Raw genomic sequence first — 18,947 nt, 5'->3', positions numbered from 1 at the left:
TTTGTACTATGAATACAGCCGATTTACTGCAACGGGCATTACATTTTGATTTTCTGAGCCTTGAAGAAGGTGTACACTTATACCATCATGCCGATACGGCCTCACTAATGTTCGTGGCCAACGAACTGAGGAAAATACAGGTGCCAGGCGGAAAAGTTACCTGGCAAATAGACCGGAATGTAAATACAACCAATGTTTGTATCGCCAACTGTAAATTCTGTAATTTCTTTCGCCGCCCGGGTCACGATGAGAGCTATATCACTGACATCGAAACCTATAAAGTGAAAATTGAAGAGACTTTTCGCTTGGGCGGTGATCAGTTATTATTGCAGGGCGGCCATCACCCCGATTTGGGCCTGGCATTTTATGCCGACTTATTTAAAAAACTGAAAGAACTTTATCCCGATTTAAAACTTCATGCTTTAGGCCCTCCGGAAATTGCACACGTGGCTAAACTGGAAGGCATCAGTCATACCGAAGTGCTAAAAGTTTTAAAAAAAGCTGGCATGGACTCTTTACCAGGCGCGGGTGCGGAAATCTTAAACGACCGTGTAAGGAGGTTAATTTCTAAAGGAAAATGTGGTGGTCAGGAATGGCTCGATGTAATGAGGGCTTGCCATCAGCTAGATATCACTACTTCTGCTACCATGATGTTCGGCCATGTTGAAACCATTGAAGAACGCTTCGAACACTTAGTTTGGATCCGTCAGGTGCAAAGTGAAAAGCCCGCTGATGCGAATGGCTTCCTTGCCTTTATTCCATGGCCTTTCCAGGATGATGGCACCTTATTGAAGAGATTACGTGGAATCAGCAATACCGTTACAGCCGACGAATATATCCGTATGATTGCACTGAGCAGAATCATGCTTCCAAATATTAAAAATATACAGGCAAGCTGGTTAACTGTCGGCAAAACTACCGCACAGCTGTGTTTGCATGCCGGAGCCAATGATTTTGGTTCAATTATGATTGAAGAAAATGTGGTATCCGCAGCAGGTGCTCCACACCGTTTCACTGCAAACGGCATACAGCAATCCATTAAAGCGGCAGGCTTTCAACCACAATTACGCGGACAGAAATATAACTACCGTGATTTACCGGAACATCTGGAAGAACAGGTAATTACTTACTAAGATATCTACATACAATAAGGCCCCTCAATTTAGAAATTATTCAGGGGCCTTGTTATTTTCTAACGGCTCAACTTCGGTGTTTAAACTCTTAATTCTCACTCATCGTATCCCCATAAGGATTTGCGTGTGAATAATCAACAGCAGAAACTTTGTAATCCGTTGGCGCAAAGCTTTTTGAACTGCTCAAGGCCATACCTAACTCAAAACGTGTCGGATAAGGCGTTTGCAGTAAACTTCCGGCAGGGATATAAGGATAGGTTTCCAGATAGCTTTGCATCACACTCGAACTTACTCTTCTGTTGATATAAGCCCTGCTCAGCTGATGCGGCTCGCGCAACCCTGCTGCACCAAGCAATTCAACAGCACTGGCTACAGTTAAATTATGAAAGTTTTTAACCCTTACCTTTTTATCTTCTACCACCAATCCCTTCATTAAACTCTGGTCTTGTGTGGCAACTCCTGTTGGGCAGGTATTGCTGTTGCATTCCAGGGCCTGAATACATCCCAAAGCAAACATCATACCCCTCGCAGCATTACACATATCTGCGCCTAATGCGATATTTTTTACCAGGTCAAAACCGGTAGCCACTTTTCCCGAAGCAATAATTTTAATATGCTTTTTAAGGTCGAAGCCATTTAAAACGTCATAAACAAAAGCAACGCCTTCACGAAGAGGCATACCTACAGAGTTAGAAAACTCCTGTGGCGCTGCACCCGTTCCGCCTTCTCCTCCGTCTACAGTAATAAAATCAGGATATATACCGGTTTCAATCATCGCTTTACATATTGCATAGAACTCGCTTTTACGGCCAATACACAATTTAAAGCCAACAGGTTTACCTCCAGACAAATCACGCAAACGCTTTACAAATTCCAATAAACCTATTGGTGTATTGAAAGCAGAGTGTGCCGGTGGCGATAAAACATCTTTTCCTTCAGGTACCAAACGAATACGGGCAACTTCAGCAGTCACTTTCTTTGCCGGCAACATACCCCCGTGACCTGGTTTTGCACCCTGAGAAAGCTTAATTTCAATCATTTTAACCTGATCTGTATGCGCACGCTCAGCGTATGCCTCATAATTAAAAGTTCCATCGTCATTCCTGCACCCAAAATAACCCGTTCCAATTTGCCAGATTAAGTCGCCACCTGGTTGACGGTGATAATCACTGATACCACCTTCTCCTGTGTTATGGGCAAAATTGCCCAGTTTAGCTCCACCGTTTAAGGCTAAAATGGCATTCTGACTTAACGAACCGAAACTCATGGCCGAAATATTATAAATACTCGCAGAATAGGGCTGCTTACAATCTGGTCCTCCAACCATCACCCTCGGATCAGAGTTTAATTCATGGTGCGAAATCGCAGCGATGCTGTGACTCAACCACTCATAGTTGTTTTCATAAACGTTTAATTGCGTTCCGAAAGGAATCGTATCGTTATCCGTTTTTGCCCGCTGGTAAATCAGCGACCTGTTCAAACGGTTGTAAGGCGTTCCATTCGTATCGCTTTCTACGAAATACTGATATACTTTCGGGCGCAGTTCTTCCATAAAATAACGCAAACGGCCAAATACCGGATAGTTGCGCACAATACTATGTTTAGGCTGGTATAAATCATAGATTCCAAGGATCACGAAAGGACCTGTGAAGATGAATGTCCACCATAAAAAAGGATGGTACAAGCCCAGCATAATGGTAAGGGCGATTAGAAATGCGGCAATCGCGACGAAAGCTTTTCTCATAATGACAGATTAGCGTATGTTTTGTTAATACAAAGATTAGGATTATTAAACAACCAACACCATTAAATTGTTATTTTTACGCTATGCTTATTAAAATTTATCCGGAAAATCCAAATGAAAGGGCCATTGAACAGGTGGTAGACGTATTGAAAAAAGGTGGAATCGTTATCTATCCTACCGATACCATTTACGGTTTAGGTTGCGACATCACTAATCCCAAAGCCATTGAGAAGATTGCCCGCATCCGGGGAATTAAGCCGGAAAAAGCAAATTTCTCATTCATCTGCCATGATTTGAAACATATATCAGATTTTATTAAGCCTATCGACAACACTACTTTTAGGGTACTTAAAAAAGCTTTACCAGGCCCCTTCACGTTTATCTTCAACGCCAATAATAACGTACCGAAGTTACTGAGCTCAAACAAGAAAACGGTGGGTATTCGTGTTCCAGACAATAACATCGCCCGATGCATTGTGAAGGAACTGGGCAATCCAATCCTGTCTACCTCCATAAAAGATGATGATGAATTGATCGAATATTCTACAGATCCGGAATTGATTCATGAAAAATATGAGAACCTGGTGGACCTGGTAATTGATGGAGGATACGGTGATAATGAAGCCTCTACGGTAATTGATTGCACAACAGGAGAATTTGAAGTGATTCGTGAAGGAAAAGGAAATATTGAAGATTTTCTGTAATCCAGTCAGCTAAATTAGAATAAGTTATCAACACCATCAGAAAACCTCAATTAAATCGCTAAATTTAGTCTTGAAATCAAGCATCATTGCCAAACTAACTAAAAATGCCCATCATTAATACAATGTTAATACCCATTTAACAATCAAGACCTATTTTCGTATCCTAATCATTCCCTATGGTAAAAAATAAGATCTGAAACCTAATCCAATACTGAAACATTTGCATTATTAAGGCAAATTAATTTTAATATCCTTAAGATTTTATTCATTGCTAAATGGGATGAAATCTGAATCGTCCTAATTGTCACTTTAACACGCCGAATGGTAAAACTTTACTCCCTAAGTTAATCAAAGTCTGAATTTTCTTTGGTGCATTCCATTTGCACCTTAAAATGATTTATCAAAACATTTGATATCCCTATAAAAATTGTATGAAAAAAATTTTACTTCTATTCTTAATTATTGTCTTTTATTTCCCAACGGTAACTATTGCGCAAATAGCTTCCTGGGATTTCACTGGACAAACAATGGTTGCGACCTCAACCGCTAACAAATTTGATGCAGGCTTAACAGCAGCTCCGGTTTTAACCAGAGGAACAACAGCTCCTGCAAGCGCAGGAAATAACTCTTTTAGAACTCAGGGATTTTTGAACAACGGAATCTCTACTGCAAATACTGATTACTTCCAGGTTACCCTAACCGCTTCTGCTGGTAAACAAATTTCATTATCATCGCTTGATGCGCTTTTTGCAGGTACAGCAACTTATTATGCCAGTCCCGGTGTAAGCTCTCAATATGCTTATAGTCTCAACGGCACCAGTTTTACGTTAATCGGAAGTCCAAACAGCATTACCGCAGCAACAGTAGCACCTGCAGCCTCACCAACCGTAAATCTTTCAGGCATTGCGGCACTTCAAAATGTACAAGCCGGAACTACAATTACAATCCGTTACTACGCCAGTGGCCAAACGGCTACAGGTGGCTGGGGATTTAATTCGCCAGCTGCCGACAGAGCCGGTTTCAGTATTGGCGGAACCATTACAGCATCTGGAACTGTTGATACGACCCCTCCGACTTATGCATCCGGATATCCGAAAACCTCTTTGATTACCAGTACTACAGTTAACTTAACTTCTAACATTAATGAGGCCGGGAAAACGTACTACGTTCTCGTTCCTGCTACAGGAACAGCTCCAACAACCCCTGCACAAATTAAGGCTGGAAAAGATGGCAATAACAATGATGCATTCAAATCAGGTTCTTTTGCGAACGCTCTTGGTGTCGATGCTTCCACAACAATCGCAGGCTTAACGCTTTCTACTGCCTACAGAATTTATGTCACTGCAGAAGACGCAGCCGCTACACCTAACCTGCAAACCAGCTTTTCAACTTTAAGTTTTAGCACTTTGGGGGCTGCCGACGTAACACCGCCAGTTACCGCAGCAACCTACCCTAAAACCAGCAATGTTACCACTACATCGGTTGATTTCACGAATAACATCAATGAGGCCGGAACGACTTACTATGTTTTGGCCTTAACAACAACCACTGCCCCTACTGCTGCCCAGGTGAAAGCCGGACAGGATGGAACAGGCGCAACAGGTTTAAAATCCGGAAACTTCACCAACACAGCCAACACAGATGCTTCAGCATCCATCACAGGTCTTAGTGTCGGCACCTCTTATACCCTTTACGTTGTGGCGCAGGATGCGGCTGCAAATTTACAAACCGTTGTTTCCAGTGTAGATGCTACAACAGCAAACCCTCCGCTGGTTAGTGCCCCGGTTATCATCAGTCAGTATTACGAAGGTACCTCAGTCAATAAATGGATTGAACTGACCAACCTGAGTAATGCACCTGTCAATACTGCTTCACCACAGCTAAAACTTGCTTTATATAACATTTCGGGAGACGCTGGAAATATTAACATCACCGGTACGCCATCTCAGATTGTCAACCTGAATTTCACGATACCTGCACAGGGAACTATTCTTTTAGGCAACACAGGTAATGGGACTGAAGTTACCTACCTAAGCCCTGCAAGCGCAATATTGAACAGCAACACCGTCATCAATTTTAACGGGAATGATGGTGTAGCTTTATTAGATGCCAACAACAATATCATTGATGCATTCGGACAAGGCGTTAATGCAAAAGATGTATCCTACGTAAGAAGCTTAAATGTGACTGCTCCGTCTCCTGCATTTATCGAAAGCGATTGGACAAGAACACCGATAGCAACAGTTCAAAATGCAATTGATGACGACGACGCCGATCGCCTGGGTGTGCATTTTCCACCTAATTTGCCCGTTTGTTCGGCACCAACGGTGGCAGCCACTTCATTAACTTTTACTGGAGTGACTACAGGAAGTATCACCGGAAATTTCGTAAAATCAACCGACGCAAATGAATACCTGATTATCAGGAGCCTGAATACCACATTAACTGCCCTGCCAGTAGATGGAACAGCTTACGCCATTGGCTCATCCTTTGGTGGTGGCATAGTGGTAAATAAAATTGTAGCCAATACCTTCACCGATAATAACCTTACAAGTTCAACGAACTATACCTATTTTATTATTCCTTTAAATAACCTCTCATGTACTGGAGGACCTAAATATCTGACCTCAAATATCCTTTCGGGTACGCAAACAACCAGAACATTATTGCCTTGTACAACACCAGCAGCTCAGCCAACCAATTTCACCATCACCTCATCCAATTACAATTTCATACAGGCAGCTTTTACGCCAAATGGCCCAAGCGATGAGTACCTGGTGGTAATGAGCACGGTTAATTCGTTATCAGCAAACCCTGTAAACCAAACCGTTTATAATGTTGGCGACATGATCGGTGGCGGTGTTGTTGTAAAACGTGGCGCAGGTGGCACATTTATCAGGAATGGTTTAACACAAAATACCAATTATTATTTTTTCGTTTATGCTGTAAACAGCGCATGCGCAGGTGGTCCGCTTTATTTAACTGGTCAACCTTTACAGGGAACCTTTAAAACGGGCATACTCGATGTAAATAAACTAAACTTCTACTACGGTAACTTACATAGTCACAGTAGCTATTCGGATGGAAATAAAGACGATTTAACAAAAAAACCGGAAGATGATTATGCCTTCGCAAAGAACTCAATGAACCTTGATTTCCTGGGGATATCAGAACATAATCATACACAGGCCGGAATGTCATTAGCAAACTGGCAGCCCGGAATTGACGCAGCTAAAAAGGCTACCACATCCAATTTTGTGGCATTACATGGTATGGAATGGGGCGTCATCAGTGGTGGTGGTCACGTCATTGTTTATGGTATCGACTCTTTGATCGGTTGGGAATCTGGAGAAAACCAGATCTATGTGCCTAAAAGTGTTTATACGGGTAGTACCGGACTGTTCAGAATTATCAACAGGCACGGCTTAAACGCAGTGGCAACATTGGCTCACCCGAATACAACAGATTTCAACAATATTTCAGCTACTTACGATTTGAGTGCCGACAGTGCAATTGTTGGAACTGCTCTGGAAAGCGGCCCTGCATTTTCCACTAATACCACCTACTCAGATCCGGCCAGCTCAATGAGTTACCTGAGCTATTATAACCGCATGCTGGCCAGAGGCTATCACCTGGGAGCAAGTATCGATCACGATAATCATAACTTAACATTTGGCCGGCATACAAGAGCCCGCCTGGTCGTACTGGCGCCCGCACTAACAGAGAATGATTTATTAGATGCTATTAAAAAAATGCGTTTCTATGCATCACAGGATTCGGCTGCTAAAATCGTTTTCACAATCAATAAACAACCGGTTGGAAGTGTATTCAAAACGGCAGGCGCACCTTTAATTGAAGTGAATTCCATTACTACCAGTCCGGTAACCAGCATTAAAATTCTTTATGGCACACCAGGCAGTGGTGTAAACCCGGTAGAATTAACAACAAGCTCTTCTACAAACTTGACCTACACGGATAATGCACTAGCCAATTTAGCTACAGGATATTATTACGCAGATATTTTAGAGGCTGATGGGAGTAGAATCATTACCTCACCAATCTGGTATTCTCGCGATGATGCCACAGTAAAGAAAAATCAGAATATCACTTTTACAGCTACTAAAACGGTAACCTATGGTGATCCCGATTTTGCTGCTGGTGCAACAAGTGATAACACGGCCATTAATATCACGTATACGAGTAGTGATACCAATATTGCAACGATCACTAACAGTGATGTGCATATTTTGAAAGCCGGTACAGTAACCATTACTGCCAATCAGCCTGGCGATACCTTTTTTAATCCTGCATTAGCAAAACAACAAATATTAACCATATCGCCAAAAACGATTACGGTAACTGCTGATGCAAAAACGAAAGTCGAATCGACCGTTGACCCGGCTTTCACCTTCACCTCAACCCCAACATTAGTTGGTGCCGATACCTTTACAGGTAACTTGACCCGGATTGGTGGAGAAACAGCGGGTGATTATGCGATTACACAAGGTACACTGGGGTTAAATACAAACTATGCCATTAATTACAGACCTGCAAATCTGCATATTTATGCCAAACCGGTTGCAACTTTGAGTGCCGGCGTTTCAGCTCCTTTAAATGGAACTGCGCCTGTAATCACCTTTACAGCTGCTGCTGGTACTGCACCCTTCACTTTTACCTATAACATAAATAACGGAAGCAGCAGAACGTTGACATCAACAACCAATACAGCAACCGTAACTGCACCCACCACAGCAGTGGGTACATTTGTTTATACCATAACCAGCATTCGTGATGCGTATAGTACCCAGGTACAAAATGTCTCTACTACAGTAACCATCCGTCCCTTGCCATTGGCAGCAGTTTCCGGAACTACCTCCGTATGTAATTTCAGTTCTTCCCCACAAGTTACCTTTACAGGTTCAAACGGAACAGCTCCATACACTTTCACTTATACAGTGAATGGCAGTAGCAACAGAACGGTAACTGCAAGTGGGACCACTGCAACAGTAAGTGCGCCGACAGGCTCAGCAGGAACATTTGAGTACAGCCTGGTAAGCGTTACCGATGCCTATGCATCCCAGACCCAAACGGGCACAGCCACAGTGGTGGTAAATCCATTGCCGGTGATTACCATTAACAGCAACAAAGGTATTTCAATTTCTAAAGGAGATGCCGTCGTATTAACGGCAACAGGAGGAACACAATACAGCTGGACAGGTGCCGATGTGGTGAGTGGCCAGAATACCGCAGCATTAACCATCCGCCCCAAACAAAGCGGTACTTATAGAGTGGTGGTTACCAATGCAAGCGGTTGCATTTCCGATCAAAGCATTTCTATTACCGTAATCGACGACTATAAGCTGGAAGCCAGTACGCTGGTTACCCCTAACGGAGATGGCTATAACGATAAGTTCATCATTAAAAATATCGATTACTATCCAAACAATAAGGTAACCATTTTTGATAAAACCGGACGTGTGCTGTACACCAAACAAACCTATGCCAACGACTGGGATGGAATGGTAAACGGGAGCCCGCTCGCCGAAGGAACCTATTACTACATTGTCGATCTCGGAACAGGTATCGGCACATTTAAAGGATTCATCAACATTATCAGAAACTAATTACAGACATGAAAGCAATTATTAAAAACATAAAGCAAATAAGTCGCGTAACGTTTCTATTTGCAGCAGGCACATTATTTTGTAACAGCATAAAAGCACAGATCCTACCTTTAAACGCGCAATATTTTCAGAACCGTTACCTCATTAACCCATCTATGGCGGGTATAAATGAAGGTTTCAACATCAATGGGAGTTTCCGTAAGCAATGGTCCAACATTCCAGGGGCGCCGCTTACCCAGAGTGTAACACTCGATGAACAGGTAGGTAAAGTTGGCTGGGGAGCAAACTTCTACAATGAAAAAGCAGGTGGTATTCAACGCACTAAAATGGTTGGAACATTTGCTTATCACCTGCCCCTGAGTAACGAAGATCAAAAGCTGAACTTTGGTATTTCGTTCGGCGCCAGTCAGGACAGGTTGGATTTAAGCAGTGTACGTAACAGCGATATCAATGATCCCTCCATTGCTCGTTTCAACGATCGTGGTTATTATTTCGACGGTGATTTTGGTGTATCCTATACCTCAGAAGGCTTAACGGTTGAAGGGGCTATTCCTAACATGCGTTCTGTTTTCAGAAACGATGATTTAAACATTGCGGATAAACCTACATTTTATTCTGCAGTAGGCTATAAGTTTGGTTTAGGGACTGGGATCAATGGAATCAGTTTAGAACCCAAAGCTGTTTTCAGAGGCATTAAGAACTACAAAAACCTGTGGGATGCAGGATTGAACGCCAACTTCGCTAACGACAAACTGTATGTAATGGCGATGTACCACAACACGCAGAACGCAACAGTTGGCTTTGGAATGAACTATAAATCTGCTTTATATTTTATGGCCTATTATAACACGGCGACATCAGCCATTAGTGGTTATACCGATGGAGATTTTGAAGTGAATATCAGAGTAAATATCGGGAAAAAACCATAGTCAGCCTGATCATCCTTAAGCCGCAGATTCCCGGATTTTTAATCTATGGGTCTGCGGCTTTTTTCGTAAATAGGCTTCGAATCTGCAGTCCCCACCTCCAGCGAACCACCCCAAGTCCCAACCCCTGTTTCTTCCTTATCTTTAATTTTCTCTTCCTTCACTTCAGCAAAAGGGACTTCCACCCCTTCATTCAAATGCAACGCGTGGGTGATCGTACAGCCGAAATAACGCTTGTCGTAACTCCGGGTGCCTTTGGTATCGTGATAAATCCCGGCAGCAACAATTAAGGCCTTTTCGCCCGTGAGATCGACTTCCAGCTTTAAACTTATTTTCGGATCAATAGGTTTACCTGGCTCAATCACCAGATCATTCAAACGAATACATTCATACTGCCCGCCATCGTCCAGGTCATATTGAAATACCATCATCTGGATGTAAGTCCTTGTAGCATTTGGAACACGTTTAAAAAAGTGCTCATCTTTTGGTTTCTCCCAGGTAAATGTAATAAAACCTGCCGGATCGATATTAAGACCCAATCGCGCATAACAGAGCGACGCAAACTTTCTGCCGGTATTAAATTGAAATCCTTCAAGCAACTTCAGGTTTCCCTGACTTAAATGCTTGTTCCCGAGCATTTCAGAAGGAATACTGTTGAATACCCGCGTAAAATTTTTGTTGAGCCGGTTGTGGAAGTCGTCGTTACCGTAATGTTTTACCAGGCTTTTGAAAGCCTTGCGTAGGTAGGAGGCATTGCGTGTAGCCTCACCAAAATCACGACCGCTTTTGATCGTGTTTTCAGAAAGCTTATAACTGGTGGCTTTTTTTCTCACCACCTGTTTCTTGCCCCTTGTGTAAAATACAAAATCGCTGAGTAATCCGCGAAATCTGTTCATCCCGTTTGCTATTGCCATATATTTTTTTTGTAACTTAGTTTAAATCAGTGGGATGATATTCTAATTTACCACTTCCTTCTCAAATTTCAAAAACATATCACAGTTCTTCTACCGAAGAAAGACCGGACATGGTATAGCTATGGTTCCCGGAAAACATTCGGCTGCCACCAAAAAAACAGCCGAATGCCACCCGAAAATTTCCCGAATTTAGTAATAAGTTGTATACCAGTTAAGTCAACGCCCACCAGTACAGCCAACAAATTATCCTAATTCCATCCGCCACCTAAAGAGCGGTAAAGGCCTACAACAGCATTAAGCTGTTCAGTTTTGATGGAAGCCAGCTCCAGCTCACTTTGCAGTAAATTACCTTGTGCAGTAATCACTTCCAGGTAGTTTGCCATGCCGCTTTTAAATAGTAAACTGGCATTTTTCGAAGCCTGTTGCAAGGTACGTGCCCGCTTTTCAGCAATACTATACTGAGATTTCAGTTTCTCCACTTTAGTCAGCTCATCCGAAACCTCTCCCACTGCATTTAATACTGACTGGCGAAATTGGATAACTGTTTTCTCGCGGTCGATCTTAGCCAGTTCCAGGTTCGACTTTAACTGACCGCGCTGGAAAATGGGCTGAGTAACACCACCTGAAACCAGGCCAAACAGAGATGCCGGCATACTAAACCAATTGCTGGCTTTAAATGAATTCACCCCACCGCTGGCCGTAATCACAAGTGATGGGTACAAGCTCGCTTTTGCTACACCAACTTTTGCATTGGCAACATTTAGTGCCAGTTCGGCCGATTTGATATCTGGCCTGCGGCTTAGCAAAGCTGAAGGAAAGCCAGCGTTTAGTTCCTGAGGAATCAACATTTTATCCAAACGGCTGGTACGGGTAATCGACTGTGGCAATGTGCCTATTAAAACGCTCAGTGCATTTTCCTGCAAGGTTACATTCTGCTCCAAACGGGGAATTAACTGTGCTGCAATTAATTGTTGCGCTTCAGCTTGCTGAATAGCAAGAGAAGTCACCTGTCCGGCATCAAATTGTAAATTGATTATCCTAAGGGTACTGTCACTCAGTTTCAGGTTCTTCTGCGCAATCTCCAGTTGAGCATCAAGCATCAACAAATTATAGTAGCCCTGGGCTACGTTGGCAACCAAACGCGTTTGAACAGCTTTCCGCGCTTCCTCGGTTTGCAAAAAACTGGCCAAAGCGCCAGCTTTTTGATTACGGATTTTACCCCAGATATCTGCCTCCCAAACCAGTCCTAAATTAGCACTGTAATCTTCAATATGGGTTGATCCGGTAAATTGGTTCAAACTTAACCCGTTTAAGCTATTATCAGATGGGCGACTCGAACTCGCTGCAACCTGCAACTTCAATTCTGGTAAATAACCCAGTTTTGATTGTTTGAACAACACTTCGGCAGCATCGATATTTTTTAGCGCAATCTGCATATCGTAGTTTTTAGCCAAAGCAGTATCGATTAAATGCTGAACCGTTAAATCATTAATGAAGCTCTTCAAGGGCAAATCGCCCACAGTTGAAGAATCTTTTTGAATGGTGTTTCTGAATAGTCCCGGCACCACATTTGGCAAGGATACATCTTTAGAAACTGAACAGCCGCTCCAGATTAGTGCAAGGAGCAAAATGGCAATAATATTAAACCGTTTCATAAACAACGTGATTTATAGGTGATTCATGATGGTCATGAAGTACCTCTTGTGATTTTTTTGAAAATTTCTCCTGGATAGCCTGGAAGATGACGAAGAGTACCGGAATAATGAACAGTCCCAGGATAACACCCGAAATCATTCCTCCGGCAGCCCCTATACTAATGGAGTGGTTACCCTGCGCTGATGGCCCTGTGGCGCCCATCATGGGAACCAGGCCCACGATAAAGGCAAGCGAAGTCATGATGATCGGACGCAACCTCGATTTTGCTGCTTCTAATGCTGAGGCAACCAAAGGCTGACCGCCTCTTCGTCGCTGCACTGCAAATTCAACAATCAGGATGGCATTTTTAGCTAGCAACCCGATCAGCATGATCAGTGCCACCTGAACATAAATATTGTTCTCTATACCTGTCAGTCCAATGGCAACGAATACACCAAATATTCCGGCAGGGATAGATAAAATAACGGCTAAAGGAAGAATATAACTCTCATATTGTGCCGAAAGCAGGAAATAGATAAATACCAGACACAGCAGGAAGATTACTGTCGACTGACCACCTGAAGCAATTTCTTCACGTGTTTGTCCGGAGAATTCATAACTATAACCCGCTGGAAGTTGCTTCTCTGCAGTCTCTTCAATTGCTTTAATCGCATCACCCGAACTAAAACCTGGTTTTGGAATCGCATTAATCGAAATAGAGTTGAAAAGATTATACCTGGATGCCGTTTCAGAGCCATAAACGCGACTGAGTTTAACCAGTGTATTAATTGGCACCATTTCCCCCCGGTTGCTTTTTACAAAAACATGGTCAATAGTAGATGGATCTGCACGATCCTGAACATCAGCCTGTACAACAACACGGTAATACTTGCCAAACCTGTTGAAATCAGATGCCTGCGCGCTACCAAAATAGGTCTGCATGGTTTGCAAAATGTCTTTAACATTCACGCCCAGCTGATCAGCCTTTTCATCGTTAATATCCAGCTGCAATTGCGGATAATCCGCTTTGAAACTGGTAAAGGCCACAGCAATTTCCGGACGTTTCATCAATTCCCCGATAAACTGCTGCGAAATACCACTGAATTTATCAAGCTTACCCCCGGTTTTATCTTGAAGAACCATATCCAAAGCTTCCACATTACTAAAGCCAGGTACGGTTGGAAAACTAAATACAAAGAAACTGCCTCCTGAAATGGCACCAAGCTTACCGCGAACCTGGTTCATAATTTCGTCGATATTCTTCACCGCCCCGCGTTCCTTGTTTGGCTTAAGCAAAACAAATACTACAGCAGATGAAGGGCTGGTTGAATTGGTTAAGAGATTAAATCCAGAAACTGCAGTCACATCTCTCGAAGCATCCAGTTTACTGAGTACATCCTCCGCCTGAGTCATCACCTTTTGTGTTCCATCCAATGATGTTCCGGAAGGCGTATTAACTGCAATGGCAATAAAACCCTGATCTTCCGTCGGGATAAATCCTGCTGGAGTCGTTTTAACCATAAAAATGGTAACCAGGGTAATTAAAGCCAGTCCACCCATACTTAACCACTTATGGCGAACTAAAAACTTTAATCCTCCAACATAACGATTGGTTAATGAATTGAAACTGTGATTAAATCCGTTGAAAAAACGCTGCTTAAAATTTGGTTTTTCCTCAGGTTTATCACTATGGGTGGAATGATTATCTTTCAAAAACAAAGCTGCTAATGCCGGACTCAATGTCAATGCATTCACTGCAGAAATCACAATCGCAATCGCCATCGTAAACGCAGACTGTCGGTAGAAAACGCCTGTTGACCCTTCCATAAATCCAACTGGCAGGAATACCGCAGCCATCACCAGGGTGATGGAAATGATTGCCCCGGTAATTTCGTGCATGGCCTCGTGCGTTGCTGCTTTCGGACCTAAATGTTTATGTTCCATTTTGGCGTGTACAGCTTCCACAACCACAATTGCGTCATCCACCACAATACCAATAGCAAGAATTAGCGCAAACAGGGTTAACAGATTGATAGAAAATCCAAACAACTGCATAAAGAAGAATGTACCCAGAATGGCTACCGGAACTGCAATCGCCGGAATTAAGGTAGACCTGAAATCCTGCAAGAAGAGAAATACCACAATGAAAACAAGTATGAATGCTTCAACCAAAGTATGTTCTACCTGTTCAATAGACTGATCCAGGGAAACTTTAGTACTATAAAAGATATTCTTTTTAATACCTGCCGGAAACGTTTTCTCCGACTTTTCCATGAGCTTGTTTATCGCCACCTGGATATCATTTGAGTTGGAACCGGCCAGTTGAATGATCCCGATTACAATGGCCTTTTTACCGTTGATTCTGGTAATACTATTGTAAGAGTAAGCACCAAGTTCAATTCTTGCAACATCTTTCAGATGCAGTATCGAACCATCAGCATTAGCGCGTATAGCAATGTTTTCATACTCTTCAGGTTTGGTTAATTTTCCTTTATATTTGATTACATATTCGAAAACTTCTTTACTTTTCTCCCCAAACTTACCCGGGGCAGCCTCTAAACTTTTATCCTGAATGGCCCTCATAATTTCATTTGGCGTAACCTGATAAGTTGCCATTTGAGTTGGATTTAACCAAACACGCATTGAATAATCTTTTACCCCACCAAAAATCGCTGCAGAACCCACACCCGGGATACGCTTAATTTCTGGTATGATATTAATCTGAGCATAGTTGGCTACGAAAGTCTGGTCGTATTTTGACTCGTCGTCTGTGTACATCCCAATAGCCATGATAAAACTATTTTGTTGTTTGGCAGTGGTTACACCCTGTTGTACAACCTCCGCCGGCAACTGGCTGGTTGCCTGCGCAACCCTGTTTTGAACGTTAACAGCAGCCTGATCAGCATTGGTTCCCAGTTTAAAGAAAACCGTAATCGCCAGTGAACCGTCGTTACTGGCTGTAGAACTCATGTAAGTCATGTTTTCCACACCATTTATCGATTCTTCGAGAGATGGTGCTACTGAACGTAGAACCGTTTCAGCATTCGCTCCAGGGTATACTGCCGTTACCAAAACGGATGGTGGGGCAATATCGGGGAACTGTTGAAGGGGTAGTTTCGTCAGACCAAGTACCCCCAGTATCACCAATAAAATGGAGATTACGGTTGCCAGTACAGGCCTTTGTATAAATATCTTGAACATTATTTATTTGTTTAGTATTTGTTCTTGTAATTTGCTTGTGCATCAGGCTTTCCAGCGATTTGCTTTCGCCTTTAGCAATTTGCACTGGTTTATCAGCGCTTCAGTTTTGCCGCTTTATCTGTTGCTTTTTCGGGAGTGATCACCTGCCCCTCTTGTAAACGGTCCAGGCCGCTCAACACAATCTGGTCGCCTGGTTTCACACCATCCTTTACCAGGTAATTATTACCGCTTTTACCAACAACTGTAATTGGCATTTTACTCACCTTATTACCTTTGTTTAGTGCAAAAACAAAAACCTTGTCCTGCATTTCTACGGTGGCCGATTGAGGAATGAGAATGGCATCGTCGTGTTTCAACCCTAAACGGAGTTTACCTGTATTTCCAGAACGAAGGCTTCCACTGGCATTCGGAAAACTTGCTCTAAGGGTAATTGCTCCGGTATTTTTGTCAAACTGACCATCAATCATATCGATTTTACCTTTTATAGGATAGATGGAATTATCGGCCAGCACCAAATCAACGGCCGGAAGGTGCTTGATGCGGTCGGCAGGGCTATTCCCTGGGTAATTCGCATTGAAGCTATTGAAATCGTTTTCAGCTAAAGCGAAATAGACATGCACTTCATGGATATCAGACAACTGGGTTAACGCAACCTGGTCGGACGGAGAAACCAAACTACCTTGTTTCTTAGGAATTCTGCCGATGTAACCACTCACTGTTGCTTTCACATTGGTATAGCCTAAATTAATCTGTGCCGATGCTACGCTTGCTTTGGCTTGCTCAGCATTGGCCTGCGCAATTTTGTAGGCCGTTTTTGCTGTTTTTAGTTGAAATTCAGAAACTACCTTGTTTTGTACCAGCGGGGTTAACTTATCAACTTCCAGCTGAGCATTCAATATTGCTGCTTCGGCAGCGTGTAAACTTGCCTTCGCATTATTTAATGCCTCACGATAAGGGCTTTCATTAATTTTAAAAAGTGTTTGTCCGGCCGTTACATAAGCCCCCTCATTAACTAAAACACTTTGTAAATAACCACTTACCTGAGGACGAACCTCTATATCCACTGCACCCTGAATAGCAGCTGGATATTCTATAAAAGTGGTTTCAGTGCTTTCATTAACAAGGCTTACGGGTAAAACCGGCGGTGGCGGAGCCGCTGCAGTCTGATCGGGAGCCGATTTACAGCTCACCAAAATAATGGAGAGCGATGAAATAATGATTAGAGCCTTAACCTGATTAAACTGTTTAACACTGTTAAGTAGCATGAAAAGACGATGGATAGCATTCATATGATTAAAAATTATAGTGGATTTATGGTGTATAAATAATCTAACAGCGTTAGATTATAGGGTAAAAAAAATTAACTATTAATAGAAAGTGTAATACCTTTAATGGCATCTTTCAAAATTTGCTGGTTTAGTTCATCAGTGGTTCTTCCATTCGGGCGAACCAGGTTAATAGAAATCAATCCATGGATAATCGACCAGTAGGTATAATATTTCATGCAGATGTCGTTTTCAGAAACGGGTTGCTTGATAAATAAAGATTCGATCACATCACCTAGCATTGCAGAAACCTGTTCTGCCTCTGCCATGGAATTTTTCACTGTACAACAAACCATATCCACGCCATACATCAATTGATAAAATTCCTTATGGGTAAATGCAAAGTTCCAGTATGCAACCCACATGGCTTCCATTTTATCTTCAGCTAAATCGTGTTTGTCTCTCGCCTCGCGGATATCTTTACCTAAAATCTGGTAGCCCCTTCTGGTTAGTTCCAGTAAAATCCCTTCCTTGTTCGGAAAGTACTCATAAATAATAGGCGCAGTGTATTCAATGTGATCAGCAATTTTACGCATACTTAAAGCCTGCCATCCCTCAGTTTGAACAATGTTCAGGGCTGCGTCCAGAATACTGGTTCTGGTCTCTTCTTTTAAACGTAAAATTCTTTCTTTACTTCCCATGACTGGAATTGCTTAGTGATAAATAATCTAACACTGTTAAGCAAAGGTAAAACCATTTCAGTTATTCACAATCATTGAATTGTCAAATCGGTTTCGTAACCCAAATGATAAGGGTAATCATAAAAAGGCGCTTGCTCGATCACGAAATCATATACTTGGATCTGGCTCTCGAATAATCAACCATGTAAGGAATATAAGTTTCAAATAAGTTAATCTGCTTAAATGTACCTTACATCCCTAAAATGGTTCAAAAAAAAATGATAATATGGAACTTACTGACCTGCTAATCTTGGCTTAAATTGCTTCATAAAAGCATCCACGTTCTCTTCAATATTTCCATCTGCTATCGATTTAACGAAAGCTGTACCGATGATTGCACCATTAGCATATGAACAAGCTTTATCAAAAGTCTGCTTATCGCTGATTCCGAAACCAATCATGGTAGGGTTTTTCAGCTTCATATTTTGAATTCTGCTGAAATAAGTTTCTGTGGTATTCCCTACCTCAAGGTTTTTACCTGTTGTTGCTGAAGATGATAAAAGATAAATAAAGCCATTGGTCAATCCATCAATCTTGTGAATTCGTTCTTCAGCAGTTTGCGGTGTGATCAAAAACACATTACTTAGATTGTGCTCTTCAAAACAACCTTTGTAAAACTCCTCGTATTCAACCATTGGCAAATCAGGAACAATACACCCGTCTACCCCTACTTCTGCACAGGCTTTACAAAAATTTTCTACACCAAATTGCAACACCGGATTTACATAGCCCATTAGCAAAACAGGTATAGTTACGCTCTTACGTAAATCTTTTAACTGCTCGAAAAGAAGTTTGAGCGTCATTCCCTGGTCTAACGACTGCTTGCTGCTTGCCTGAATAACTGGTCCGTCGGCAACCGGATCTGAGTATGGGAAACCAATTTCAAGCATATCTGCTCCCGATTTCTCTAATGCTTCAGCAATTCTCATGGTATCGCCGGTATTAGGAAAACCAGCGGTATAGTATATTGATAAAATATTTTTCTTCTTTTCGAAGAGTTGTTTAATTCTGTTCATAACCCCAACCCCCAAAGGGGCTTTTAATTGTTTAAAGATTAACCA

11 protein-coding genes are annotated in these 18,947 nt (G+C 42.3%); 4 read left to right on the top strand and 7 right to left on the bottom strand.

Annotation, left to right across the window (positions count from 1 at the left end; all coding sequences use genetic code 11):
* The first annotated feature begins 8 nt into the window (after positions 1 to 8).
* Complete coding sequence (locus R2Q80_RS17440; protein ID WP_316800831.1) at positions 9 to 1,133, top strand: CofH family radical SAM protein; 1,125 nt, start codon at positions 9 to 11, stop codon at positions 1,131 to 1,133.
* Between the two features lie 88 nt (positions 1,134 to 1,221).
* Here R2Q80_RS17440 and R2Q80_RS17435 read toward each other — a convergent pair whose 3' ends face one another.
* Positions 1,222 to 2,877 (bottom strand): FMN-binding glutamate synthase family protein, encoded by a 1,656-nt coding sequence (locus tag R2Q80_RS17435; protein WP_316800830.1) that lies wholly within the window; start codon positions 2,875 to 2,877, stop codon positions 1,222 to 1,224.
* An 83-nt stretch (positions 2,878 to 2,960) separates the two neighbouring features.
* Between R2Q80_RS17435 and R2Q80_RS17430 the strand changes: the two genes are divergently transcribed.
* From R2Q80_RS17430 to R2Q80_RS17420, 3 genes are all read left to right on the top strand, one after another.
* On the top strand, positions 2,961 to 3,581 hold the full coding sequence (locus R2Q80_RS17430) for an L-threonylcarbamoyladenylate synthase (RefSeq protein ID WP_316800829.1): 621 nt from the start codon (positions 2,961 to 2,963) through the stop codon (positions 3,579 to 3,581).
* Positions 3,582 to 4,012: 431 nt separating this feature from the next.
* Positions 4,013 to 9,205: a CehA/McbA family metallohydrolase gene (locus R2Q80_RS17425; RefSeq protein ID WP_316800828.1), complete on the top strand. Its 5,193-nt coding sequence runs from the start codon at positions 4,013 to 4,015 to the stop codon at positions 9,203 to 9,205.
* 8 nt (positions 9,206 to 9,213) lie between these two features.
* A complete protein-coding gene (locus R2Q80_RS17420; RefSeq protein ID WP_316800827.1) occupies positions 9,214 to 10,134 on the top strand; it encodes a type IX secretion system membrane protein PorP/SprF in 921 nt (306 codons plus the stop codon).
* A gap of 38 nt (positions 10,135 to 10,172) precedes the next feature.
* Here the strand turns inward: R2Q80_RS17420 and R2Q80_RS17415 are convergent, their stop codons facing one another.
* The 6 genes from R2Q80_RS17415 to trpA all read right to left on the bottom strand — a co-directional run bounded on the left by R2Q80_RS17415 (position 10,173) and on the right by trpA (position 18,902).
* Positions 10,173 to 11,045: a hypothetical protein gene (locus R2Q80_RS17415; protein WP_316800826.1), complete on the bottom strand. Its 873-nt coding sequence runs from the start codon at positions 11,043 to 11,045 to the stop codon at positions 10,173 to 10,175.
* A 248-nt stretch (positions 11,046 to 11,293) separates the two neighbouring features.
* Positions 11,294 to 12,700 carry a TolC family protein gene (locus R2Q80_RS17410; protein ID WP_316800825.1) on the bottom strand — a complete coding sequence of 469 codons (1,407 nt, stop codon included), beginning with the start codon at positions 12,698 to 12,700 and terminating at the stop codon, positions 11,294 to 11,296.
* Positions 12,687 to 15,881: an efflux RND transporter permease subunit gene (locus tag R2Q80_RS17405; protein WP_316800824.1), complete on the bottom strand. Its 3,195-nt coding sequence runs from the start codon at positions 15,879 to 15,881 to the stop codon at positions 12,687 to 12,689. The genes R2Q80_RS17410 and R2Q80_RS17405 overlap by 14 nt, the downstream gene beginning before the upstream one ends.
* 92 nt (positions 15,882 to 15,973) lie before the next feature.
* Positions 15,974 to 17,146, bottom strand: a complete 1,173-nt coding sequence (locus R2Q80_RS17400) for an efflux RND transporter periplasmic adaptor subunit (protein ID WP_316800823.1) — start codon at positions 17,144 to 17,146, stop codon at positions 15,974 to 15,976.
* Positions 17,147 to 17,241: 95 nt separating this feature from the next.
* Positions 17,242 to 17,847: a TetR/AcrR family transcriptional regulator gene (locus R2Q80_RS17395; protein ID WP_316800822.1), complete on the bottom strand. Its 606-nt coding sequence runs from the start codon at positions 17,845 to 17,847 to the stop codon at positions 17,242 to 17,244.
* 272 nt (positions 17,848 to 18,119) lie between these two features.
* A complete protein-coding gene (trpA, locus tag R2Q80_RS17390) occupies positions 18,120 to 18,902 on the bottom strand; it encodes a tryptophan synthase subunit alpha (protein WP_316800821.1) in 783 nt (260 codons plus the stop codon).
* Between the last annotated feature and the right edge of the window lie 45 nt (positions 18,903 to 18,947).

Source organism: Pedobacter frigidisoli (assembly GCF_032678525.1).
Classification (GTDB): domain Bacteria; phylum Bacteroidota; class Bacteroidia; order Sphingobacteriales; family Sphingobacteriaceae; genus Pedobacter; species Pedobacter frigidisoli_A.
This window is presented reverse-complemented; position numbering and strand designations above follow the sequence as displayed.

Bases quoted from the DNA above. Each gene is read 5' to 3' on its own strand.
- R2Q80_RS17440 (WP_316800831.1), top strand. From the start codon at position 9: ATGAATACAGCCGATTTACTGCAACGGGCATTACATTTTGATTTTCTG.
- R2Q80_RS17435 (WP_316800830.1), bottom strand. From the start codon at position 2,877: ATGAGAAAAGCTTTCGTCGCGATTGCCGCATTTCTAATCGCCCTTACC.
- R2Q80_RS17430 (WP_316800829.1), top strand. From the start codon at position 2,961: ATGCTTATTAAAATTTATCCGGAAAATCCAAATGAAAGGGCCATTGAA.
- R2Q80_RS17425 (WP_316800828.1), top strand. From the start codon at position 4,013: ATGAAAAAAATTTTACTTCTATTCTTAATTATTGTCTTTTATTTCCCA.
- R2Q80_RS17420 (WP_316800827.1), top strand. From the start codon at position 9,214: ATGAAAGCAATTATTAAAAACATAAAGCAAATAAGTCGCGTAACGTTT.
- R2Q80_RS17415 (WP_316800826.1), bottom strand. From the start codon at position 11,045: ATGGCAATAGCAAACGGGATGAACAGATTTCGCGGATTACTCAGCGAT.
- R2Q80_RS17410 (WP_316800825.1), bottom strand. From the start codon at position 12,700: ATGAAACGGTTTAATATTATTGCCATTTTGCTCCTTGCACTAATCTGG.
- R2Q80_RS17405 (WP_316800824.1), bottom strand. From the start codon at position 15,881: ATGTTCAAGATATTTATACAAAGGCCTGTACTGGCAACCGTAATCTCC.
- R2Q80_RS17400 (WP_316800823.1), bottom strand. From the start codon at position 17,146: ATGCTACTTAACAGTGTTAAACAGTTTAATCAGGTTAAGGCTCTAATC.
- R2Q80_RS17395 (WP_316800822.1), bottom strand. From the start codon at position 17,847: ATGGGAAGTAAAGAAAGAATTTTACGTTTAAAAGAAGAGACCAGAACC.
- trpA (WP_316800821.1), bottom strand. From the start codon at position 18,902: ATGAACAGAATTAAACAACTCTTCGAAAAGAAGAAAAATATTTTATCA.